This is a genomic window from Brevibacterium gallinarum (assembly GCF_014836885.1).
GTDB classification, from domain to species: domain Bacteria; phylum Actinomycetota; class Actinomycetes; order Actinomycetales; family Brevibacteriaceae; genus Brevibacterium; species Brevibacterium gallinarum.
This window is the reverse complement of the sequence record NZ_JACSPY010000002.1, coordinates 177,910-196,748: the sequence shown is the minus strand read 5'-3', so window position 1 is coordinate 196,748 and position 18,839 is coordinate 177,910. Positions and strand designations below refer to the sequence as shown.

General features: G+C 68.8%; 16 protein-coding genes. 11 read left to right on the top strand and 5 right to left on the bottom strand.

Annotation, left to right across the window (positions count from 1 at the left end):
• Positions 1–110 precede the first annotated feature (110 nt).
• The 6 genes from hpaE to H9634_RS03150 all read left to right on the top strand — a co-directional run bounded on the left by hpaE (position 111) and on the right by H9634_RS03150 (position 6,162).
• Positions 111–1,640 carry a 5-carboxymethyl-2-hydroxymuconate semialdehyde dehydrogenase gene (gene hpaE / locus H9634_RS03175; RefSeq protein ID WP_175293654.1) on the top strand — a complete coding sequence of 510 codons (1,530 nt, stop codon included), beginning with the start codon at positions 111–113 and terminating at the stop codon, positions 1,638–1,640.
• A 29-nt stretch (positions 1,641–1,669) separates the two neighbouring features.
• The gene (hpaD, locus tag H9634_RS03170) at positions 1,670–2,782 is read left to right on the top strand and encodes a 3,4-dihydroxyphenylacetate 2,3-dioxygenase (protein WP_191725338.1); all 1,113 of its coding nucleotides are present in this window, start codon (positions 1,670–1,672) and stop codon (positions 2,780–2,782) included.
• 111 nt (positions 2,783–2,893) lie between these two features.
• Positions 2,894–3,679: a 2-oxo-hept-4-ene-1,7-dioate hydratase gene (gene hpaH, locus H9634_RS03165; protein ID WP_191725337.1), complete on the top strand. Its 786-nt coding sequence runs from the start codon at positions 2,894–2,896 to the stop codon at positions 3,677–3,679.
• Entirely contained in the window at positions 3,664–4,503 is an 840-nt protein-coding gene (locus H9634_RS03160) for an HpcH/HpaI aldolase family protein (RefSeq protein WP_191725336.1), read from the top strand. Before hpaH ends, H9634_RS03160 begins: the two co-directional genes overlap by 16 nt.
• Before the next feature lie 101 nt (positions 4,504–4,604).
• Positions 4,605–5,795, top strand: coding sequence for an alcohol dehydrogenase catalytic domain-containing protein (locus tag H9634_RS03155; RefSeq protein WP_191725335.1), 1,191 nt, complete (start codon positions 4,605–4,607; stop codon positions 5,793–5,795).
• 58 nt (positions 5,796–5,853) lie between these two features.
• Positions 5,854–6,162, top strand: coding sequence for a 4a-hydroxytetrahydrobiopterin dehydratase (locus tag H9634_RS03150; RefSeq protein WP_191725334.1), 309 nt, complete (start codon positions 5,854–5,856; stop codon positions 6,160–6,162).
• 235 nt (positions 6,163–6,397) lie between these two features.
• Here the strand turns inward: H9634_RS03150 and thpR are convergent, their stop codons facing one another.
• Positions 6,398–6,964, bottom strand: a complete 567-nt coding sequence (gene thpR, locus H9634_RS03145) for an RNA 2',3'-cyclic phosphodiesterase (protein WP_191725333.1) — start codon at positions 6,962–6,964, stop codon at positions 6,398–6,400.
• Positions 6,965–6,998: 34 nt separating this feature from the next.
• A complete protein-coding gene (locus tag H9634_RS03140; RefSeq protein WP_191725332.1) occupies positions 6,999–8,231 on the bottom strand; it encodes an alpha-hydroxy acid oxidase in 1,233 nt (410 codons plus the stop codon).
• A gap of 17 nt (positions 8,232–8,248) precedes the next feature.
• On the opposite strand from H9634_RS03140, the gene H9634_RS03135 reads away from it, so the two are divergent.
• Positions 8,249–8,926 carry a dienelactone hydrolase family protein gene (locus H9634_RS03135; RefSeq protein WP_225210528.1) on the top strand — a complete coding sequence of 226 codons (678 nt, stop codon included), beginning with the start codon at positions 8,249–8,251 and terminating at the stop codon, positions 8,924–8,926.
• Between the two features lie 246 nt (positions 8,927–9,172).
• Positions 9,173–10,762 (top strand): HNH endonuclease signature motif containing protein, encoded by a 1,590-nt coding sequence (locus tag H9634_RS03130; protein WP_191725331.1) that lies wholly within the window; start codon positions 9,173–9,175, stop codon positions 10,760–10,762.
• 85 nt (positions 10,763–10,847) lie between these two features.
• Here H9634_RS03130 and H9634_RS03125 read toward each other — a convergent pair whose 3' ends face one another.
• From H9634_RS03125 to H9634_RS14415, 3 genes are all read right to left on the bottom strand, one after another.
• Positions 10,848–11,651: a 3-oxoacyl-ACP reductase gene (locus tag H9634_RS03125; RefSeq protein ID WP_191725330.1), complete on the bottom strand. Its 804-nt coding sequence runs from the start codon at positions 11,649–11,651 to the stop codon at positions 10,848–10,850.
• 90 nt (positions 11,652–11,741) lie between these two features.
• Positions 11,742–12,830, bottom strand: a complete 1,089-nt coding sequence (locus tag H9634_RS03120) for a cytochrome c biogenesis CcdA family protein (RefSeq protein ID WP_191725329.1) — start codon at positions 12,828–12,830, stop codon at positions 11,742–11,744.
• Positions 12,827–13,606, bottom strand: coding sequence for a DsbA family protein (locus tag H9634_RS14415; protein ID WP_191725328.1), 780 nt, complete (start codon positions 13,604–13,606; stop codon positions 12,827–12,829). Before H9634_RS14415 ends, H9634_RS03120 begins: the two co-directional genes overlap by 4 nt.
• Positions 13,607–13,791: 185 nt before the next feature.
• On the opposite strand from H9634_RS14415, the gene H9634_RS03110 reads away from it, so the two are divergent.
• From H9634_RS03110 to H9634_RS03100, 3 genes are all read left to right on the top strand, one after another.
• Positions 13,792–14,712 (top strand): hypothetical protein, encoded by a 921-nt coding sequence (locus H9634_RS03110; protein WP_191725327.1) that lies wholly within the window; start codon positions 13,792–13,794, stop codon positions 14,710–14,712.
• Between the two features lie 216 nt (positions 14,713–14,928).
• The gene (locus tag H9634_RS03105; RefSeq protein ID WP_191725326.1) at positions 14,929–15,954 is read left to right on the top strand and encodes a 3-oxoacyl-ACP synthase III; all 1,026 of its coding nucleotides are present in this window, start codon (positions 14,929–14,931) and stop codon (positions 15,952–15,954) included.
• Positions 15,948–18,815, top strand: coding sequence for an alpha/beta fold hydrolase (locus H9634_RS03100; protein ID WP_318244982.1), 2,868 nt, complete (start codon positions 15,948–15,950; stop codon positions 18,813–18,815). Before H9634_RS03105 ends, H9634_RS03100 begins: the two co-directional genes overlap by 7 nt.
• Positions 18,816–18,839: the final 24 nt, after the last annotated feature.

Sequence of the window (18,839 nt, the reverse complement as noted above, 5' to 3'; positions counted from 1 at the left end):
GCAGCCTGCCACCACTGACCATCTGACCACCTGATCGCATCTGACCACCTGATCCGTTTCACCCACTGACTGCGTCCGGCCCTGGGCGCACCGACACTCGGAGGGAATCCATGACGAACACTGACACCCCGAACCAGGCATCGCTGAGCGAGCGCCACGTGCCGGCTGATCTGCCCGAGCGGATCCAGCACTACATCAACGGCGAGTTCGTCGACTCGCTCGACGGCAGCACCTTCGACGTCCTCGAGCCGGTGTCGAATGAGACCTACGTGCAGGCCGCCGCCGGCAAGAAGGCCGACATCGACCGCGCTGTCGAGGCCGCCCGGAAGGCCTTCACCGAGGGCCCGTGGCCGAAGATGCTGCCGCGTGAGCGCTCGCGCGTGCTGCACCGCATCGCCGACATCGTCGAGACCCGCGGCGACCGGCTGGCCGAACTGGAGTCCTTCGACTCCGGCCTGCCGATCTCGCAGGCGCTCGGCCAGGCCCGCCGGGCGGCGGAGAACTTCCGGTTCTTCGCCGACCTCATCGTCGCCCAGTCCGATGACACCTTCAAGGTCCCCGGCCGCCAGATCAACTACGTCAACCGCAAGCCGATCGGCGTCGCCGGCCTCATCACCCCGTGGAACACCCCGTTCATGCTCGAGTCCTGGAAGCTCGGCCCGGCCCTGGCCACCGGCAACACCGTGGTGCTCAAGCCGGCGGAGTTCACCCCGCTCTCAGCCTCGCTGTGGGCTGGGATCTTCGAGGAGGCCGAGCTGCCGGCCGGTGTGTTCAACCTCGTCAACGGCATCGGCGAGGATGCCGGCGATGCGCTCGTCAAGCACCCGGACGTCCCGCTCATCTCCTTCACCGGTGAGTCGAAGACCGGCCAGCTGATCTTCGCCAACGCAGCCCCCTACCTCAAGGGCCTGTCGATGGAGCTCGGCGGCAAGTCCCCGGCCATCGTGTTCGACGACGCCGACCTCGACGGCGCCGTCGACGCCTGCATCTTCGGCGTCTTCTCCCTCAACGGCGAGCGCTGCACCGCCGGCTCCCGGATCCTCGTCCAGCGCAGCATCTACGACGAGTTCGTCGAGAAGTACGCCGCGCAGGCCAAGCGCGTCAAGGTCGGCTACCCGCACGACCCGAAGACCGAGGTCGGAGCGCTCGTGCACCCGGAGCACTTCGAGAAGGTCATGAGCTACGTCGAGATCGGCAAGTCCGAGGCGAAGCTCGCCGCCGGCGGCGGCCGCCCGGAGGGCTTCGAGTTCGGCAACTTCGTCGCCCCGACCGTGTTCGTCGACGTCCCGCCGACCGCGCGGATCTTCCAGGAGGAGATCTTCGGGCCCGTCGTCGCGATCACCCCGTTCGACACCGAGGAGGAAGCGCTCGAGCTGGCCAACAACACGAAGTACGGCCTGGCCGCCTACGTGTGGACCAACGACCTCAAGCGCGCCCACAACTTCGCCCAGGCCGTCGAGTCCGGCATGGTGTGGCTGAACTCCAACAACGTCCGCGACCTGCGCACGCCCTTCGGCGGCGTCAAGGCCTCCGGCCTCGGCCACGAGGGAGGCTACCGCTCGATCGACTTCTACACCGATCAGCAGGCCGTGCACATCAACCTCGGCAAGGTCCACAACCCGTCATTCGGCAAGCAGTGAGCGCTCTGCGCAAGAAGTAAGGAACCGTCATGACCACCACACCACAGCCCGCCAACCCGATTCCGACCCCGTCCGCACCGGCACCCGATGTGCTGCGCTGCGCGTACATGGAGATCCAGGTCACCGACCTTCAGCGCTCGCGCGACTTCTACGTCGACGTGCTCGGGCTCGTCGTCACCGCTGAGGACGACAACGCCATCTACCTGCGCTCCTTCGAGGAGTTCATCCACCACAACCTCGTGCTGCGCAAGGGCGATGTCGCCGCGGTCGCCGCGTTCTCCTACCGGGTGCGCACCCCGGAGGACGTCGACCGTGCCGAGGCGTACTTCACCGAGCTCGGCTGCCGTGTCGAGCGCCGCCGGGACGGCTTCGTCAAGGGCATCGGCGACTCGGTGCGCGTCGAGGATCCGCTCGGCTTCCCGTACGAGTTCTTCTACGACGTCGAGCACGTCGAGCGCCTGGCCTGGCGCTACGACCTCTACACCCCCGGCGCACTCGTCCGCCTCGACCACTTCAACCAGGTCACCCCGGATGTGCCGCGGGCGGTGAAGTACATGGACGACCTCGGCTTCCGCACCACCGAGGACATCCGCGACTCCGCCGGCACCGTCTACGCCGCCTGGATGCGCCGCAAGCCGACCGTCCACGACACCGCGATGACCGGCGGCGACGGCCCGCGCATGCATCATGTCGCCTTCGCCACGCATGAGAAGCACAACATCCTCGCCATCTGCGACAAGCTCGGTGCGCTGCGCCTGTCGGACCACATCGAGCGCGGTCCCGGCCGTCACGGCGTGTCGAACGCGTTCTACCTCTACCTGCGTGACCCCGACGGCCACCGGGTGGAGATCTACACGCAGGACTACTACACCGGCGACCCGGACAACCCGGTCGTGACGTGGGACGTCCACGACAACCAGCGCCGCGACTGGTGGGGCACCCCGGTCGTGCCGAGCTGGTACACCGACGCCTCCCTCGTCCTCGACCTCGACGGCAAGCCGCAGCCGCTCGTGTCACGTGAGGACGATTCGGAGATGGAGGTCACCATCGGTGCCGACGGGTTCTCCTACACTCGGGAGAACGACGAGGATTCGATGCCGGAGTGGAAGCAGGGCGAATACAAGCTCGGCCACCAGCTCTGATCCATCCCACCCCACCCGCACCACCGCCTCGGGCGCGGTCGCTGCCTTCGGCAGCCGCTGCCAGGCCACCGTTCCCGAGGCGGTGGGCACCTCCGCTTGGAAGGAGACCCCATGCTCGATGAGCAGACCATCGCCCAGATCGCCGACGAGCTCGCCGAGGCTGAGCGCACCCACACCCAGATCCCGAGGCTGACCGCCCGGTTCGAGTCCATGACCGTCGAGGACGCCTATGCGGTGCAGAACGAGTGGCGCCGCCGCCAGATCGCCGCCGGGCGGAGGCAGGCCGGCCGCAAGATCGGCCTGACCTCGAAGGTCATGCAGCAGGCGACCGGGATCAGCGAACCGGACTACGGCGTCATCTTCTCCGACATGGTCTACGAGAACGGTTCGGTCATCGAGCATGAGCGGTTCTCCGGGGTGCGCATCGAAGTCGAACTCGCCTTCGCGCTCAAGGAGCCGCTCGCAGGCCCCGATGTCACCGTCTTCGACGTCATGCGCGCCACCGAATACGTTATCCCGGCCCTGGAGATCCTCGACAGCCGCGTCGAGATGGAGGGCCGCAGCATCGTCGACACCATCAGCGACAACGCCGCGATGGGTGCGATGGTCGTCGGCGGCAACCCGACCGACCCGCACGACGTCGACCTGCGCTGGGTGTCCGCACTGCTGTACCGCAACGAGTCGATCGAGGACTCCGGTGTCGCCGCCGCAGTGCTCAACCACCCGGCGATGGGTGTCGTGTGGCTGGCGAACAAGCTCGCCGAGCACGGCGACAGCCTCGCCGCCGGCGAGGTGATCCTCGCCGGCTCGTTCACGAAACCGATGTGGGTCCAGCCCGGCGACACCGTGCTGGCCGACTATGGACAGATGGGAACGATCTCATGCCGCTTCGTCTGAACCCGACCTTCGCCGCCGAACTGCAGCAGGCGACCGGCACCTCGGGCGCGTCTGATGCGCAGGCGACCGCCGCCTCGGGCGCGGGCACTGCTGCCGGGCGCACGCTCTACGGCGGCTGGGTGTCGTCGGGCTCGCCGACGATGGCCGAGATCATGGCCGGAGCCGGCCTCGACTGGCTGCTCATCGACATGGAGCACACGCCCAACAGCCTCGAAGCGGTCCTCCACCAGCTCTACGCCGTCTCCGCCTACCCGACGACGCCGGTCGTGCGGGTGCCGGTGGCCGATGCGACGATCATCAAGCAGGTCCTCGATCTGGGCGCGCAGAACATCCTCGTGCCAATGGTCTCGACGCGAGCCGAGGCCGAGGCGGTGGCCGCGGCTGCGCAGTATCCGCCGGCTGGGGTGCGCGGTGTCGGTTCGGCGCTGGCGCGCTCGGCGCGCTGGAACCGGGTGCCGGACTACCTCACCGAAGCCGCCGCGCACGTGTCCGTGTTCGTGCAGATCGAGACGCGCACCGGGGTGGAGAACGCCGCGGCGATCGCCTCGACGCCGGGCATCGACGGGGTGTTCGTCGGGCCCTCCGACCTCGCCGCCTCGATGGGGCACCTCGGCCAGCAGACCCACCCCGAGGTGGTCGCTGCGGTGCGCTCGGTGCTCGCCGAGGTGCGGGCGGCCGGCACCTTCGCCGGTGTCAACGCCTTCGACCCGGACACCGCGCGCGCCTATGCCGAGGCCGGTGCCCAGTTCATCCTCGTCGGCGCTGATGTCGCGATCGTCGCCCGCGGGGCGGAGAAGCTCGCCGCGGACTTCATCGGGAACTGAGGATGCACAGGCATTGATCTGACGCTCACCGCCGCCCTACGATGAGGATTCCACCGCCGGAATCCGGGCAGGCCGCGCCTGCCGGACTGAGGGGAGAGACGATGCAGATCACCGGAGCCGTCCTCGAACAGATCGGGGCCGCCCGCCCCTACGCCGACACCCACCCGCTGACGATCAGCCGCCTCGACCTCGCCGAACCCGGTCCTGAGGATGTGCTCGTGCGCATCCGCGCCGCAGGGCTGTGCCACTCGGATCTGTCCGTCGTCGACGGCAACCGGCCCCGGCCCACCCCGATGCTACTCGGCCACGAGGCCTCGGGCATCGTCGAACGGGTCGGTGAGCAGGTCACCGACCTCGTGCCCGGCCAGCAGGTGAGCACCGTGTTCCTGCCGCGCTGCGGGCAGTGCGCCAACTGCGCGACCGACGGCAAGCTGCCGTGCACTCGGGGCACTGCGGTCAACAACGCCGGCACCCTCGTCGGCGACCGGATCCTGCTGCGCCGCGACGGGGCAGAGGTGCGCCACCACCTCGGCGTCTCCGGTTTCGCCCCCCATGCGGTGCTGCACCGCTCCTCGGTCGTGCCGGTCGGAGCGGATGTGCCTGCCGACATCGCCGCGGTCCTCGGCTGTGCGGTGCTCACCGGCGGCGGGGCGGTCATCAACGCCGGCCGTCCAGCCGACGGCGACGATGTCATGGTCGTCGGACTCGGCGGGGTCGGGATGGCTGCGCTCATCACCGCGCTGTCGCTGAAGAAGCGCGCCCGGGCCGGCAGAGACGATGGCGGCGACGGTGGTGGCGGCGATGGTGGCGCGGACGGCCATGTCGGCAAGGTGATCGGCGTCGATGCGAATCCGGCGAAGCTGTCCCGGGCGATCGAGCTCGGCGCCGATGCCGCTCACACCCCAGCCGAGGTGGCTGAGCAGGGTGTGCGCGCGGCTGTCGTCATCGAGGCCGCCGGGCATCCGCAGGCCTTTGAGACCGCTGTCGCTGCGACCGGGGTCGGTGGGACGACCGTGACCGTCGGCCTGCCGGCACCGGATGCGCGCTCGGAGATCACCCCGCTCGTGCTCACCGCTGAGGCGCGCACGATCATCGGCTCCTACCTCGGCTCGGCTGTGCCGGCGCGCGACATCCAGGTCTATGAGCGACTGTGGCGTGAGGGTGCGCTGCCGGTCGGCGAGCTCATCTCCGGGCACATCCGGCTGGAGGAGATCAACGACGCCCTCGACACCCTCGCCGACGGCCAGGCCGTCCGCCAGGTCATCATGTTCGACGAGCCGGCGGAGGGCTGAGGGCCTCCTGCAGAGCCCGCACTTCCCAGCGGCTCTGCGCCTGTGACACGGTTGAGCCATGAGTGATCCGAAGAAGAAACTCAGTCCTGCAGAGATCGCCGCGGCGAACCTGACCGGTTGGGAGCAGCGCGACGAGACGATCGTGGCGACGTTCCGCACCGGCGATTTCGCCGCGGGCCTGGAGTTCACCAACCGGATCGGCGCTGCCGCTGAGGACGCCGACCATCATCCCGACATACTGCTGTCCTACCCGCAGGTGCAGGTGACGCTGTGGAGCCATGATGTCGGAGGGCTGACGAGCCGCGACGTCCGCATGGCCCGGAAGATCAGCCAGCTGGCAGCCGAAGCGGGCATCGAGACCGTCTGAACTCGGCTGTGAGCGATGGTGTGCACGTCGTGTGGAATCGAGACTTCTCGGTTCCACACGAAACGCACGCTGATCCGGCGATGGTGTGCACGTCGTGCGGAATCGGCGTGCGTCGAGTCCACATGAACTGCACGCGGCCAGCCGGGCCAGCCCGGTTTCGGGACCTCAACAACGTTCACTGCAACATCAACGCTCGTCGATGTGGTAGTCAACGACGTTCGCGGCTCTGACCGGCTCAGCCCCGCCCTGTCAGCCGGTGCGTTCCGAGCACTTCATGCCGGGTCGGCCCGTGCCCGCGGTGAGAAGCGACAAGACTGATCGCCTCGACCCGCCACCGCAATGCGGGGAATGCGTCGAGCACCTGCAGCCATTTCGTCGCGTTGATCGCCCGCCTGCCGGTGCGGGCGATCGTCAGGTGCGGCACCGGGTCGGTCGAGTCGACACGGGTGCCAGCATTGTTGGCGACATTGCGCGCCCGCTGCTGCAGGCGGATGACCTCATCCCGCCCCGCCCCGATCCCGAGGTAGAGCACCTTCGCCTCGGCCGCGTTCGGAAACGCTCCTCCCCCAGCCAACTCGATGTCGAAGGGCGCAATCGTCTGGGCGGTCTCGGCGAGCATCTCGTCGATCCGGTCCTCGCAGTCGGTAGTGACATCGGGCATGAACGCCAGCGTCACATGCCACAAGCGTTCAGCTGTGAAGCGCAGGTTCTCGTCGATCCCGCGCCGAGGCTCGACGAGCTCACCCAGCGTCTGCACAATCTCAGACGGCGGGTGGATGGCGGTGAACATCCGCTGTCCCATCAGTCCTCCTCAACCCCGCACCCTGACCGGCTCCTCAGCCCTCGCCGCGGTCTCGTTCAGCCCGGCGGATCATATCCGGGTTGAGGTCCGCGAGAGTCGCGGCACCCATGAGGTGCATGGTCACCCGCATCTGCGCTTCGAGCAGTTCGAGGACCTTGCGCACGCCGGCCTCGCCTGCAGCCATCAGGCCGTAGAGGTATGCCCGGCCGATGAGCGTGAAGTCGGCCCCGTAGGCGAGCGCGGCGAGGATGTCGGCACCGTGCATGATCCCGGAGTCGAGGATGATCTCGACATCGTCTCCGGCGGCGGCACGCACCACCGGTAGGGCATCGAAGCTCGTCGGCGCGCGGTCGAGCTGGCGACCGCCGTGATTCGATACGACGAGGCCGTCGGCGCCGTTGTCGAGTGAGCGCTGCGTGTCCTCGGCGGTGAGCACACCTTTGACGAACAGCTTCCCGGGCCACTGCTCGCGGATCCAGGCGAGGTCCTCCATCGACAGGGTCGGGTCGAACATCCCGTTGATGAGCTCGGCCAGCGAGGCGGTGTCATCGGACAGCGACGCGAAGGTCAGCGGGTCGGTGGTGAGGAAGTTGATCCACCATTCGGGCCGGTAGGACGCGTCGAGCACGGTGCCCAGCGTCAGCTTCGGCGGCACGGTCAGGCCGTTGCGCACATCGCGCAACCGCCGCCCGGCGATCGCGGTGTCGACGGTGACGAGCAGCGTCCGGTAGCCGGCCGCCCACGCGCGCTGGATGAGGTCATGGGAGGCGTCGCGGTCGCGCCACAGGTACAGCTGGAACCACTTCGTCGCATTCGGCGCCGCCGCCGCGACGTCCTCGATCGACTGTGTGCCCATCGTCGACAGCGAGAACGGCACCCCGGCCCGTTCGGCGGCCCGCACACCTGCGATCTCGCCTTCGGCCTGCATCATGCGCGTGAATCCGGTCGGCGCGATGCCCACCGGCAGCCGGAAGGTCTCCGCGGCCACGCTGGCGGTCAGGTCGAGCTGGTCGTTGCCGGCCAGGATCGCCGGGACGAATTCGAGCTCGGCGAACGCCTCGCGGTTGCTGCGATGGGTGACCTCGGACTCGGCCGCCCCATCAACGTAGTCGAACGGCCCGGTCGGGGTCCGTCGCTTGGCGATCTTGCGCAGGTCCTCGATGCTGCTGACGCGGCTCAGGCGCTGCTGGCGCCGGTTGAGCTGCACGTCGAACTGCATGAGCGGGCGGAGATCGTTCCAGCGGGGAATGCGTCGTCGTAGTGCCATGGCCACAGGCTACCGTCTTGCCCGCCGTCGCCGAGGCGGTGGTCGGCAGAGAAGATCCGGCCCCAGACGGGCTGGGAACCGCCGTGCGCGTGTGCCAGGATGAGGTCATGGCTGATCTTGTGCTCTTCCATTCCGCGCTCGGGCTGACCGAGGGCATGACGCAGCTGGCCGCGCAGTTCTCCGATGCCGGTCATGCCGTCCACACTCCCGACTACTACGACGGTCATGTCTTCGACTCGGTCGAGGCGGGAATCGCCTACCGTGACGACGTCAGCTTCCCGGAGTTGGCGAAGCGGGTTGCCAGCCTCATCGAGGACCTCGAGGGGCCGCTCGTGTTCGGCGGTTGGTCACTCGGTGCCGCGATGGCGCAGTCGATGGGCAAGCGGGATCCGCGGGCGGCCGGCGCGCTGTTGTTCCACGCCGGAGGTGTGCCGAAGAAGACCTCCTGGCAAGCCGGGGTGCCTGTGCAGATCCACTATGCGATCGGCGATGAGTGGATCGATGCCGGTGCACCGGAGCTGCTCGTCGCCTCCGTCGCCGAGGCGGGGGCGAACGCCGCGCAGTTCGTCTACCCCGGCAGCGCGCACCTGTTCACCGACCCGTCTGCCCCGGAGTACGACGCAGACTTGGCCCGGCTGCTCATGGCCCGGGTGCAGGCGTTCCTGGCAGAGGAGATCGACCGCAACCGGACCTGATCAGACCGCGCTCTGATCGGCGGAGCGGGGAGTTCGAACTGCGTCGTTCACGCGACCGGCGGAGTGGGACCGCAGGGTATGGCCGAAAATTTCTTCAAAGAATTTTCTTTGCATCCTGACCTGCAACGATAGCTGTTTCGCAGGCTGCCGGGCCCGTTTTCGCCGCGATGAGGGCTCGTTCTGTGGTAGGGGTGTCCGTGCCTCAATCTAGGTTGGAAGCAGATACACCGAAGGAGGTGATCTGCCATGACCGCCGAGTCCGTTCCGGCCGAGGGAGCCCATCCGGCCGAAGCCCATCCTGAGTTCCTCGATGCCGCCGACATCGCGCAGCTCAAATCACACTGCCCCGAACTGCTGGCCACGGTCACGGCACTAGAGGACACCGCCTCCACGATCCAGCACAATGCCGCCCTCGACAGTGCCGCAGCGATCGCCATCGGCAAGGGACTTGAGCTCGTCCGCCGGAAACTCGAATCCGCCACCGCACAAAGCACACGCCTCATGTCAGAGCAGATCGAACCCAGCCACTACGATGTGCGGAAGCTGCCAGCACTACTGAAACAGAAGATGCGCATCACCACCCACGAGGCCCGCCGCCGGCTGTCGATGGCTCGCTGTTTAACGGAGCATCACAGCACGACCGGTCAGCCGATCCCAGCCCAGCTGCCGGAAGTTGCTGCCTGTCTGCAGGCAGGCACGATCTCGGTAGACCAGGCGCAGGCGATCATCAAGCAGATCGATGCTCTGCCACCTCGCGTGCGCGCCGAACACAAACCCGCCATCGAACGGGTCCTGGTCGAAAACGCCCCAGGCCTGCGAGTGGAGGAATTCCGGGTGCTCGGCAAACGCATCCTCGGCTACCTCGACCCAGACGGAAAACTCGAAACCGAACCCAGCCATCCCGACGACTACTTCGTCACCGTCAACCAGAAAACCAACGGCGACTGGATCCTCCGCGGACTCCTCGACTCGACAACCGGGCTGACCCTCAACGCACTGCTGACCAACCGCCAACAAGGCCCAGCCGACATTATCGATGCCGTCCACACGACAGCAAACGATCCACAGGGCGGCTCCGCGTCCCCTGAAGAAGACGGTTCCACTGTGGCCGGTGCCGGTCACCTCGATGCCGTAGGCTCGTCATTCGGCCCACCCGCCCTGGAACCCTTCGCAGACTCCTGGGAGGACGCCGGCTGCCAACCAAACGCGTCGACTGTCGATGGCAGCCCGACAGTCGCGCCGGTCTTCGACGACAACCGCCCCGACGGTGCACGCCGCCATGACCGGTTCTCAGTCCTCATCACCCGCGGCGCCTGCGAACCCACCGGTGCCGGTTCCTATGCTCTTGTCGTCACTGCCACAGCTGAACAGCTCGCCCGCGGCGAAGGCGAGGTCGAAGCCGCAGGCGGCCACACGCGCCTCGAAGACATCCTGCAGCTCTCCCCTGGAGGGAAGTTCTACTATTCGGCCACCAGACCAGGCACCCGCGACGTCAAGGTCCGCACCGAGGCCCGGTTCGCCACCCCAACCCAGATGACACTGCTCAAAGCACGCGACCGCGGCTGCAGCTTCCCCGACTGCGATATCCCCGTCGGCTGGTGCGAAGCCCACCACATGCACGCCCACCGCCACGGCGGACCCACCGATCTGAACAACCTCACACTGCTCTGCCGCTTCCACCACGCCTGGCACGAACGCCACGGCTGGCGATCCACACTCATCAACGGACTACCCGCCTGGATACCACCCCAGACACTCGACCGAACCCAACGCCCGCTCTTCCACTCCCGATTCCAAGCCGAACTAACCGATCCGATCACACTCTTCCCCGAATGATGTATCCGCCTGCCTAAGCGGGCTACCGCCGGAGCGCTCCTCGCGGGGTGACCGGACGTGCTCGCCGCATCACCCCACCGGCAGCTCAGTCCATCACGAGGCCGTTGTCGACGACGAGGTTCTGGCCGGTCACCGCACGTGAGGCCGGTGAGGCGAAGAACGTCACCGCCGAGGCGAACTCCTCGGGGGTCGTGACGTGTCCCAGCGGAGTGTTCTCAGCGATCGCGTCGAACACCGCATCAGGGGTGGCCGAAGAGGCATCGGTGGTGCGCAGCAGTCCGCCGGAGACCATGTTGACCCGCACGCCCAGCGGCCCGAGATCCTTGGCGTAGGTGCGGGTGAGCGAGAGCAGCGCGGCCTTCGCAGCCGTGTAGTCGTGATAGGGCACGACGGGGTTCTGGAACAGGTTGGTACCGATGTTGACCACCCGGCCCGACCCGATCTCGCGGAACCCGTTCATCGCCGCCTGGATGACGTGCATCGCCCCGCCGACGGTGCCGCGGAACTGCTGTTCGAAGGCGGCGAAGGCGATCTCATCGGCGTCCGGGCGCTCATCGCCGTTGAAGGAGAAGTCGACAAGCGCGTTGTTGATGACGGTGGAGACCGGCTGGCCGAACTCCTCGCGGGCGGTCTCGAACATCGCCACCACCTGGCGGAAGTCGGTGACGTCGGCTTCGACGGCCAACGCGCGACCGCCTCGGGCCCGGATCTGCTCGGCGAGCTCCTGGGCCTGGTCAGCCGAATAGCGGTAGTTGATGACGAGTGCCGCGCCCTCGCAGTAGAAGGCCTTGACGAGCGCGGCGCCGAGCCCGCGGCCGCCTCCGGTGACAAGGACGAGCTGTTCGTTCAGCGGCAGCGCCGCCGTCGTGTGAGCCTGCGCGTTCGACATCGAAACTCCCTAAGGCTGGGGCCGCACGCGGCCCGTGGACGTGAGGTTCCACCAGCCTATCCGGTTCTCACCGGTCTGAGCAGTGCGCCCTCAGGCGGTCTCAGCCGCGTCCGGCGCGTTCGGCTGCGCGGCGCTGCCGGCGGGTGAGGAACTCCCTCTCGCCTGCCGCGTGATCCGCTCCCGAGCTGGTGGTGACCGGTTCCGAGGCGGTGGTTCCCTCCGCCTCGGCGAGGTCACGCGCTGGGCCGGGAGCCTCACCCGGGCGGGTCGCAGCGGAGCCGTCGGCGAGGCGGTCGCCGTCCTCACCGCCGGGTAGTTCCGAACGTCGAAGCCGAGCTTCCTGCCCGGGGCGGTCAGCGGGTAGAGGATGAGGAACCACAGAGCGATGAGCACGCCTGCAATGATGAGGATGTTGCCCCAGGCCGGGATCGCGCGGTCGAAGGCGAGCAGCGCCTCCTGCAGCGCTCCGGCGGTCGCGGTGGAGATGACCTCCGGGGCGCCGACGAGGCCGTTGGTGGCCATGAAGATGACGCCGACGGCGATGAAGACGATGCCGGAGATGAGCGAGGTCGTGTGGAAGTCCCGGCCGGCGATCGTGATCGTCCTGCCGCGCAGCCACGACATCCGGTTGGCGCCGAGCTTCTGCCACACGACGGCGATGACGAACACCGGCACCGCGATGCCGAGCGCATAGACCGACAGGTAGAACATGCCGGTCAGCGGGCTGCCGCCCGAGGCTGCCAGGGTGAGCACGGCACCGAGGATCGGGCCGGTGCAGAATCCGGCGACACCGGAGACGATGCCGAGCACATAGGCGCTCAGCAGCGAGGCGGTGCCGCCGCTGCCGGCGCCGGGGTTGCGCAGGCTCTCGGGCATGAAGCGGCCCAGGTCGAAGCCGAGCCCGAAGATCTGCAGCAGTCCGAAGACGATGAGCAGGACGCTGGCGACCATGATGAGGGTGGTGCGGTGGGCGGTCAGCAGCGCGCCGATGAATCCGGCGCCGGCACCCATCGGCAGCAGGATCGTGAGCAGGCCGATGAAGAACATCGCCGCCCGGCCGACGAGCTTCGTCCCGCCGGAGACGGTGAAGGCGAAGAACGCCGGGATGAGCAGCGCCCCGCACGGGCTCAGCAGAGCGAGCACGCCGCCGAGGAAGGCTGCGGTGAGGCCGATCGTCATGAGTCGCCTCCTGCTTCGTACGGGTTGTCCTGCTCAGCGGTCTCGATGGCGTTCTGGAACTCCTCCAGCGGCTGCGCACCGGACATCGGCTGTCCGTTGATGAGGAAGGCCGGGGTGGAGAACGCACCGACCTCGGCGGCCTCTTCGGCGTTGTCGCGCACGTGCTGGTAGGCCTCATCGGATTCCATGTCGCGCTCGAACTGCGCGACGTCCATGCTCAGCGCCTGCGCGGCGGCGGTGAGCTTCTCCTGCGTCAGGTCGGACGGGTCGAGCGGCTCACCGTCGCCGAACAGGCTCTGGTGGAACTCGATGTACTGGTTCTGCTGGCCGGCCGCCCACGCGGCGCGGGCGGCGCGGTTGGAGTCCTCGCCGAAGAAGTCGACGTCGCGCCATTCGATGCGCAGCTTCGCCTCATTGAGGTATTGGTCGATGAGCTGCGGTTCGACCTCGGCGGAGTGCTTGGCGCAGAACGGGCACAGGAAGTCGGTGAAGACGACCATCGCCACCGGCGACTCGGGGTTGCCGAGCCCGAAGGGGTCCTCGGCGTCGCGCCGGGCCTCACCGGGGGTCTCACCGTCGGATTCGCTGTCGGCCGCAGCCGAGGCGTCGGTGCCGGAGTCGGCGCCGCCAGCCTGGCCAGCCGGCTGGGTCTGCTCGGCCACCGGGGCAGGCTGATCGTCCTCGTCGATGACGAGGATGAAGATCGCGATGAGGGCGATGACGAGGATATTCACCGGAATCGCCCAGAACCAGAAGGGCCGGGAATTGGCACGCACGTCCCTACCATAACGAAGGCTCTGGCGCCTGTGCACACGCTGAACACAAGGTCACTTGCCGCTTAAGAAGACCCTGCCCGGCGCACCGCCGCACCTCGGAGCAGACGGGGATATAGGGTGTCAGCACAGCCTCCTCCCCTGCCCGGCCGCCTGCGCGGCATCCCCATCCGGAAGGCGACTCTGACGTGAACCGCACTGCGGGACTTCCCACCCTGGCCCTCGGCGCAGCCTGCCTGCTGGCTGCCAGCCTGTCCGTCTGGATCGAGGTGCTCTTCGCCTCGCTGCTGCTGGCGGCCACACTGGCGCTCACCGCGGCGGGCCTCACCTGCGTTCTCATCGGTGCCTTCGCACGCTTCGCCAGCCGCGCGGTGCGGGCGACGTTCCTCATCGGGTGCAGCCTGGCTGCCGGGCTGTTCGCCTTCGGCACGCTGCGGCTGCTGCTGGACAACCTCGCCCACTCCAGTGGTGCCAACATCGGCGCCGGGCTCATGTACCTGGCCGGCAGTCTGCTGACGGCCCTCGCCGGGCTCATCGTCCTGGCCGTCGCCGTCGTCGGCGCCATCGAAGCGCAGCGCACAGCGCGCACCCCGGCTGCGGCAGCAGTCGACCCAGCCGCAGCAACCGATCCGGCTGCGGCAGCGACAACCGCACCCGCGACCGCCGAACCCGCCGCTGGCCACACCGGCGATGATCTGCCGCGCATCCGGCGCTTCTTCGGATTCGCCTGCCTGCTGATCGCCGCACCCCTGTTCATGGCCGTCTCCACCTGCACCGACGCGCCGGCGACAGACTCCGCGTGGCCGACTGCCTGTGCGATCCTCTTCAGCTGCTGCGCTGTCATCCTCGCGATCTGCGGGATATGGCTGCTGGCCCACCCACGCATCATGCTCGCAGTCTGCCTGCTCGTCTACCTCCTCGGCCTCGGCCTGCTGTTCGCCCGGCTGCCTCGCTTCGCCTCCGCCGGCGAACTCGACCACGACGCCCGCCTGAGCCTCATCGAACTGCTGACGATCGGGGCCCCGGACCTGCTGGCAGCCATCACCGCCGGCCTCGCCCTGGCGATCGCTGTGCGCCTCACGGTGCGCAGTGCGCCCACACCCCAGTGACCACAAGCCCCCTTGCCATCAACGATCAGCCGCACGCCGCCTCGGGCCCGGTGCCGTCAATCCTCGCCTCCAGGTCCCTGCTCGGGGCCGAGACCGCCGCCTGACCGCACAGGGACGCCGAACGCCGGGCACCTGCCGGTTGCAGTGATTTGCCAGCTTGGGTATTAGGATGAGTCGGAGACTCTGCACCGTCAACCTCGCGAAACGGACCCTTCTTTGAACGGCAATTCGACTTTCCGGCACTCCAACGTCGCACTCCTCGGCCTCGCCGAGGTGACGGCACCTGTCGAGGTCACTTCGGCCTCCTTCGACCAGCGACTCGCCGGAACCCTCGAACGCCTCAACCTGCCCCACGGTCTGCTCGAGCGCGTCGCCGGTGTGCGCACCCGCCGCAACTGGGAGCACCCCTCGGACTTCTCCACCGGTGCCGCCGAGGCCGGGCGCACGGTGCTGCGCGAGACCGGTATCGACGCCGAGCAGGTCGGGCTCATGATCAACACCTCCGTCACCCGCGAGAACCTCGAGCCCTCTGTTGCGGTGTCGGTCCACCACGGCATCGGCCTGCAGCCGCACGCCATGAACTTCGATCTCACCAACGCGTGCCTGGGATTCGTCAACGGGATGACCCTGGCAGCGACGATGATCGACTCCGGCCAGCTCGACTACGCCCTCATCGTCGCCGGTGAGGACGCCTCCCGGGTGCAGGAGTCGACGATCGAGCGGCTCTCCCGCCCGGAGATCACGCGCGCGGAATACCTCAACGAGTTCGCCTCCCTGACGCTGGGCTCCGGGGCCTCCGCGGCCCTACTCGGCCCGGCCGACAAGCATCCGGAGGGCCACCGGATCCTCGGCGGGGTGACCCGGGCGGCGACGTGGAACCATCAGCTGTGCGTCGGCGACCACGACGGCATGTTCACCGACGCCAAGGGCCTGCTGGAGAACGGCATGGAGCTCGTCACCACCGCCTGGCACACCGCCCACGGCGACGGCTGGGACTGGCGGAACATGGACGCCTACGTCATGCACCAGGTCTCTGACATCCACACGAACTCGATCGCCAAGGCCGTCGACCTCGACACGGCCCGGATCCCGAAGACCTACCCGCAGCTCGGCAACGTCGGCCCGGCCTCCCTGCCGATCACGCTCACCCGCAAGGCCGCAGAGCTCACCACCGGTGACCGTGTGCTGTGCATGGGCGTGGGCTCGGGCCTGAACACGGCGATGACGGAGATCGAGTGGTGAGACTGCCCGGCCTCAGCCCCCGCCTGCCGGCCCGCCCCGCCGAGACGCCGGGTATCCTGCCGGGCTGGGATCCGCAGTGGTCGCGGCTGGTGACCGTCGGCACGGTCGACGGTGAGCGCACCTTCCACGTCCTCGACACCCTCCCGGCACTCCAGGCCGAAGGGCTCACACCGACCGGCACGATCCTCGCTCTGCACGGCAACCCCACCTGGTCCTACCTGTGGCGCCACCTGGCTGCCGCCTCCCTTGACCGCGCCCGAGGCGGGGGTCCTGTCTGGCGGGTCATCGCCCCGGACCAGCTGGAGATGGGATTCTCCGAACGCCTCGCACACACCGGCCTGCCGACCACCCACGGTCCCGGCTACCGGCGCATCGCCGAACGCGTCGCGGACTTCGACGCCGTCGTCAGCGAGCTCATCGGGCAGTGCCCGACCGCGCGCACCGTCACCCTCGGCCATGACTGGGGTGGGGTGCTGTCGCTGACGTGGGCGGCCCGCAACCAGGACCGCATCGACGCGGTCATCTCACTCAACACCGCCGTCGCCCAGCCGGAGGGCACCCCGATCCCGGCACCCCTGCAGGCGGCCCTGGCCGGGCCGATGCTGCCGCTGTCAACAGTGCGCACCGACTGGTTCCTGCGCACCACCCTCGCCCTGGCCCAGGATTCGCTGACCGACGAGGAGAAGGACGCCTTCCGCGCCCCGTACCGCACGGCTGAGCTGCGCGGCGGGATCGGCGCCTTCGTCGCTGACATCCCGGCGGTCGAAACCCACCCGTCGTATGCCGAGCTGCAGCGGCTCGGAGACGACATCGCCGGCATCGACCTGCCGGCCCTGCTCATCTGGGGGCCGAAGGACCCGGTGTTCTTGGAGCGGTTCCTGCGCGATCTGCGCCACCGCCTGCCCCAGGCGGACATCCACCGCTGCGAGAAGGCCTCCCACCTCGTCAGCGAAGACACCGATGTCGCCGGCATCGTCCTCGACTGGCTCACCGCCCAGTTCGCCGCACCCGGCCAGCCGGCCGGCGCGGCGGGACCGGCTGACGAGACCGGCGCGGCTGACGAGACCGAGGCCGCGGGACCGGCTGACGGCCAGCGGCCCGCGGACAGCCAGCAGCCGGCGGCCACTGCGCCGATGATCTATGATGCGCTGGCCGAACGCGCAGACGATGAGGCGATCGCCTCGGTCGACATGTCCCAGCGCCCACCGCAGTCGGTGAGCTGGCGGCAGCTCTCCGGCGTCGTCGACGGGATCGCAGCCGGATTGCAGGCCCGCGGCCTGGCACCCGGTGACCGGGTATCGCTGCTCGTGACCCCGGGCAACAACCTCACCGCCGCCGCCTACGGTGTGCTCAAGGCAGGCGGCACCGTCGTCGTCGCCGACGCCGGCCTCGGGGTGGCCGGGATGACCCGGGCGATCCGGTCTGCTGACCCGCAGTGGATCATCGGCGAACTGCCCGGCCTCACCCTGGCCCGCACCGCCGGCTGGCCGGGCCGGCGGATCTCCATCAGCCCCCTGCCAGGCCCCGAGCGACTGGCGCTGAACGTCGAGACCTCGCTGACCGAGCTCATCCGCGAAGGCCACGCCCACCTCGCCGCCGGTGAGCCGCTGCGCACCCCAGGACCTGCGGATCTGGCTGCGGTGCTCTTCACCTCCGGGTCGACCGGCCCGGCCAAGGGCGTGCGCTACACCCACGCCCAGCTCTCTGCGCTCATGGGCGTGCTCACCCGCACCTTCGACATGCGCCCGGGTGCCGGGCTCGTCGCCGGGTTCGCCCCCTTCGCACTCTTCGGCCCCGGCCTCGGGGTCACAAGCGTGACCCCGGACATGTCGGTGACCAAACCGCGCACGCTCACCGCCGCGGCCCTAGCCGATGCCATCGCCGAGGCGGACTGCACGATGGTCTTCGCCTCCCCGGCGGCCTACACCAATGTCTGCGCGACCGCCGCTGAGCTCACCGAAGCGCAGCGGGCCGCCTGCGCCGGGGTCGAGCTTGCGCTCTCGGCCGGGGCGCCGGTGCCGCTGTCGCTCATGGACCAGGTGGCCGAGATCTTCCCGCACGCACAGATCAACTCCCCCTACGGGATGACCGAGGGCCTGCTGCTGGCCGATATCGACCGGCATGAAGTGGCCGCCGCCGAGGCGGAGAGCACCGCGCGCACGGACAGCGCCGATGACGCAGACCCGGGTGCGCAGGCGGCGCGCGGCGTGTGCGTCGGCACCCCGATCGACGGGGTGCGCTTCGCCCTGGCCCCCATCGACGCCGACGGCCGGTCTGCCGATGAGCTGCTGACCGGGACGAACGCCCAGCAGGTGCTCGGCGAATTCGTCGTCTCCGCCGCCCACATCAGAAACGGCTACGACAGGCTGTGGTCGACCGACCAGCAGGCCGGCCGCGACACGCTCGACGGGCAGCGCTGGCACCGCACCAACGACATCGGCCACATCGACGCTTCCGGCCGAATCTGGATCGAAGGCCGCCTCCAGCACATCATCACCACCCCGGCCGGCCCGCTCGGCCCCGGCGGGATCGAAGCACTGACCGACCGCGACCCAGCGGTCTTCCGCTCTGCGGCCGTCGGCGTCGGACCGACCGGCACACAGGCACTCGCCCTCGTGCTCGAACCCGCAGCCGGCAGCGACCCGGAATCCGGCGAACCCCTGGCCCCCGGCCTGGCACCGCTGCCGGTCGCCCAGCGGCTGCGCGCTCAGGTGGCCGCCGCGACCGGCTCGGACGTCGCCGCCGTGCTCATCGCCCCGTCGTTCCCGACCGACATCCGCCACAACTCGAAGATCGACCGCTCCCGGCTGGCCGACTGGGCCGCCGCCGTGCTGGGCGGCGAGCCGATCCGCACACCCTGACCACCGCCTCGGGCCCGGCCAGCA

Bases quoted from the DNA above. Each gene is read 5' to 3' on its own strand.
- hpaH (WP_191725337.1), top strand. From the start codon at position 2,894: ATGCTCGATGAGCAGACCATCGCCCAGATCGCCGACGAGCTCGCCGAG.
- H9634_RS03155 (WP_191725335.1), top strand. From the start codon at position 4,605: ATGCAGATCACCGGAGCCGTCCTCGAACAGATCGGGGCCGCCCGCCCC.
- H9634_RS03125 (WP_191725330.1), bottom strand. From the start codon at position 11,651: ATGTCGAACGCGCAGGCTCACACGACGGCGGCGCTGCCGCTGAACGAA.
- H9634_RS03160 (WP_191725336.1), top strand. From the start codon at position 3,664: ATGCCGCTTCGTCTGAACCCGACCTTCGCCGCCGAACTGCAGCAGGCG.
- thpR (WP_191725333.1), bottom strand. From the start codon at position 6,964: ATGGGACAGCGGATGTTCACCGCCATCCACCCGCCGTCTGAGATTGTG.
- hpaE (WP_175293654.1), top strand. From the start codon at position 111: ATGACGAACACTGACACCCCGAACCAGGCATCGCTGAGCGAGCGCCAC.
- H9634_RS03140 (WP_191725332.1), bottom strand. From the start codon at position 8,231: ATGGCACTACGACGACGCATTCCCCGCTGGAACGATCTCCGCCCGCTC.
- H9634_RS03130 (WP_191725331.1), top strand. From the start codon at position 9,173: ATGACCGCCGAGTCCGTTCCGGCCGAGGGAGCCCATCCGGCCGAAGCC.
- hpaD (WP_191725338.1), top strand. From the start codon at position 1,670: ATGACCACCACACCACAGCCCGCCAACCCGATTCCGACCCCGTCCGCA.
- H9634_RS03120 (WP_191725329.1), bottom strand. From the start codon at position 12,830: ATGACGATCGGCCTCACCGCAGCCTTCCTCGGCGGCGTGCTCGCTCTG.
- H9634_RS03150 (WP_191725334.1), top strand. From the start codon at position 5,854: ATGAGTGATCCGAAGAAGAAACTCAGTCCTGCAGAGATCGCCGCGGCG.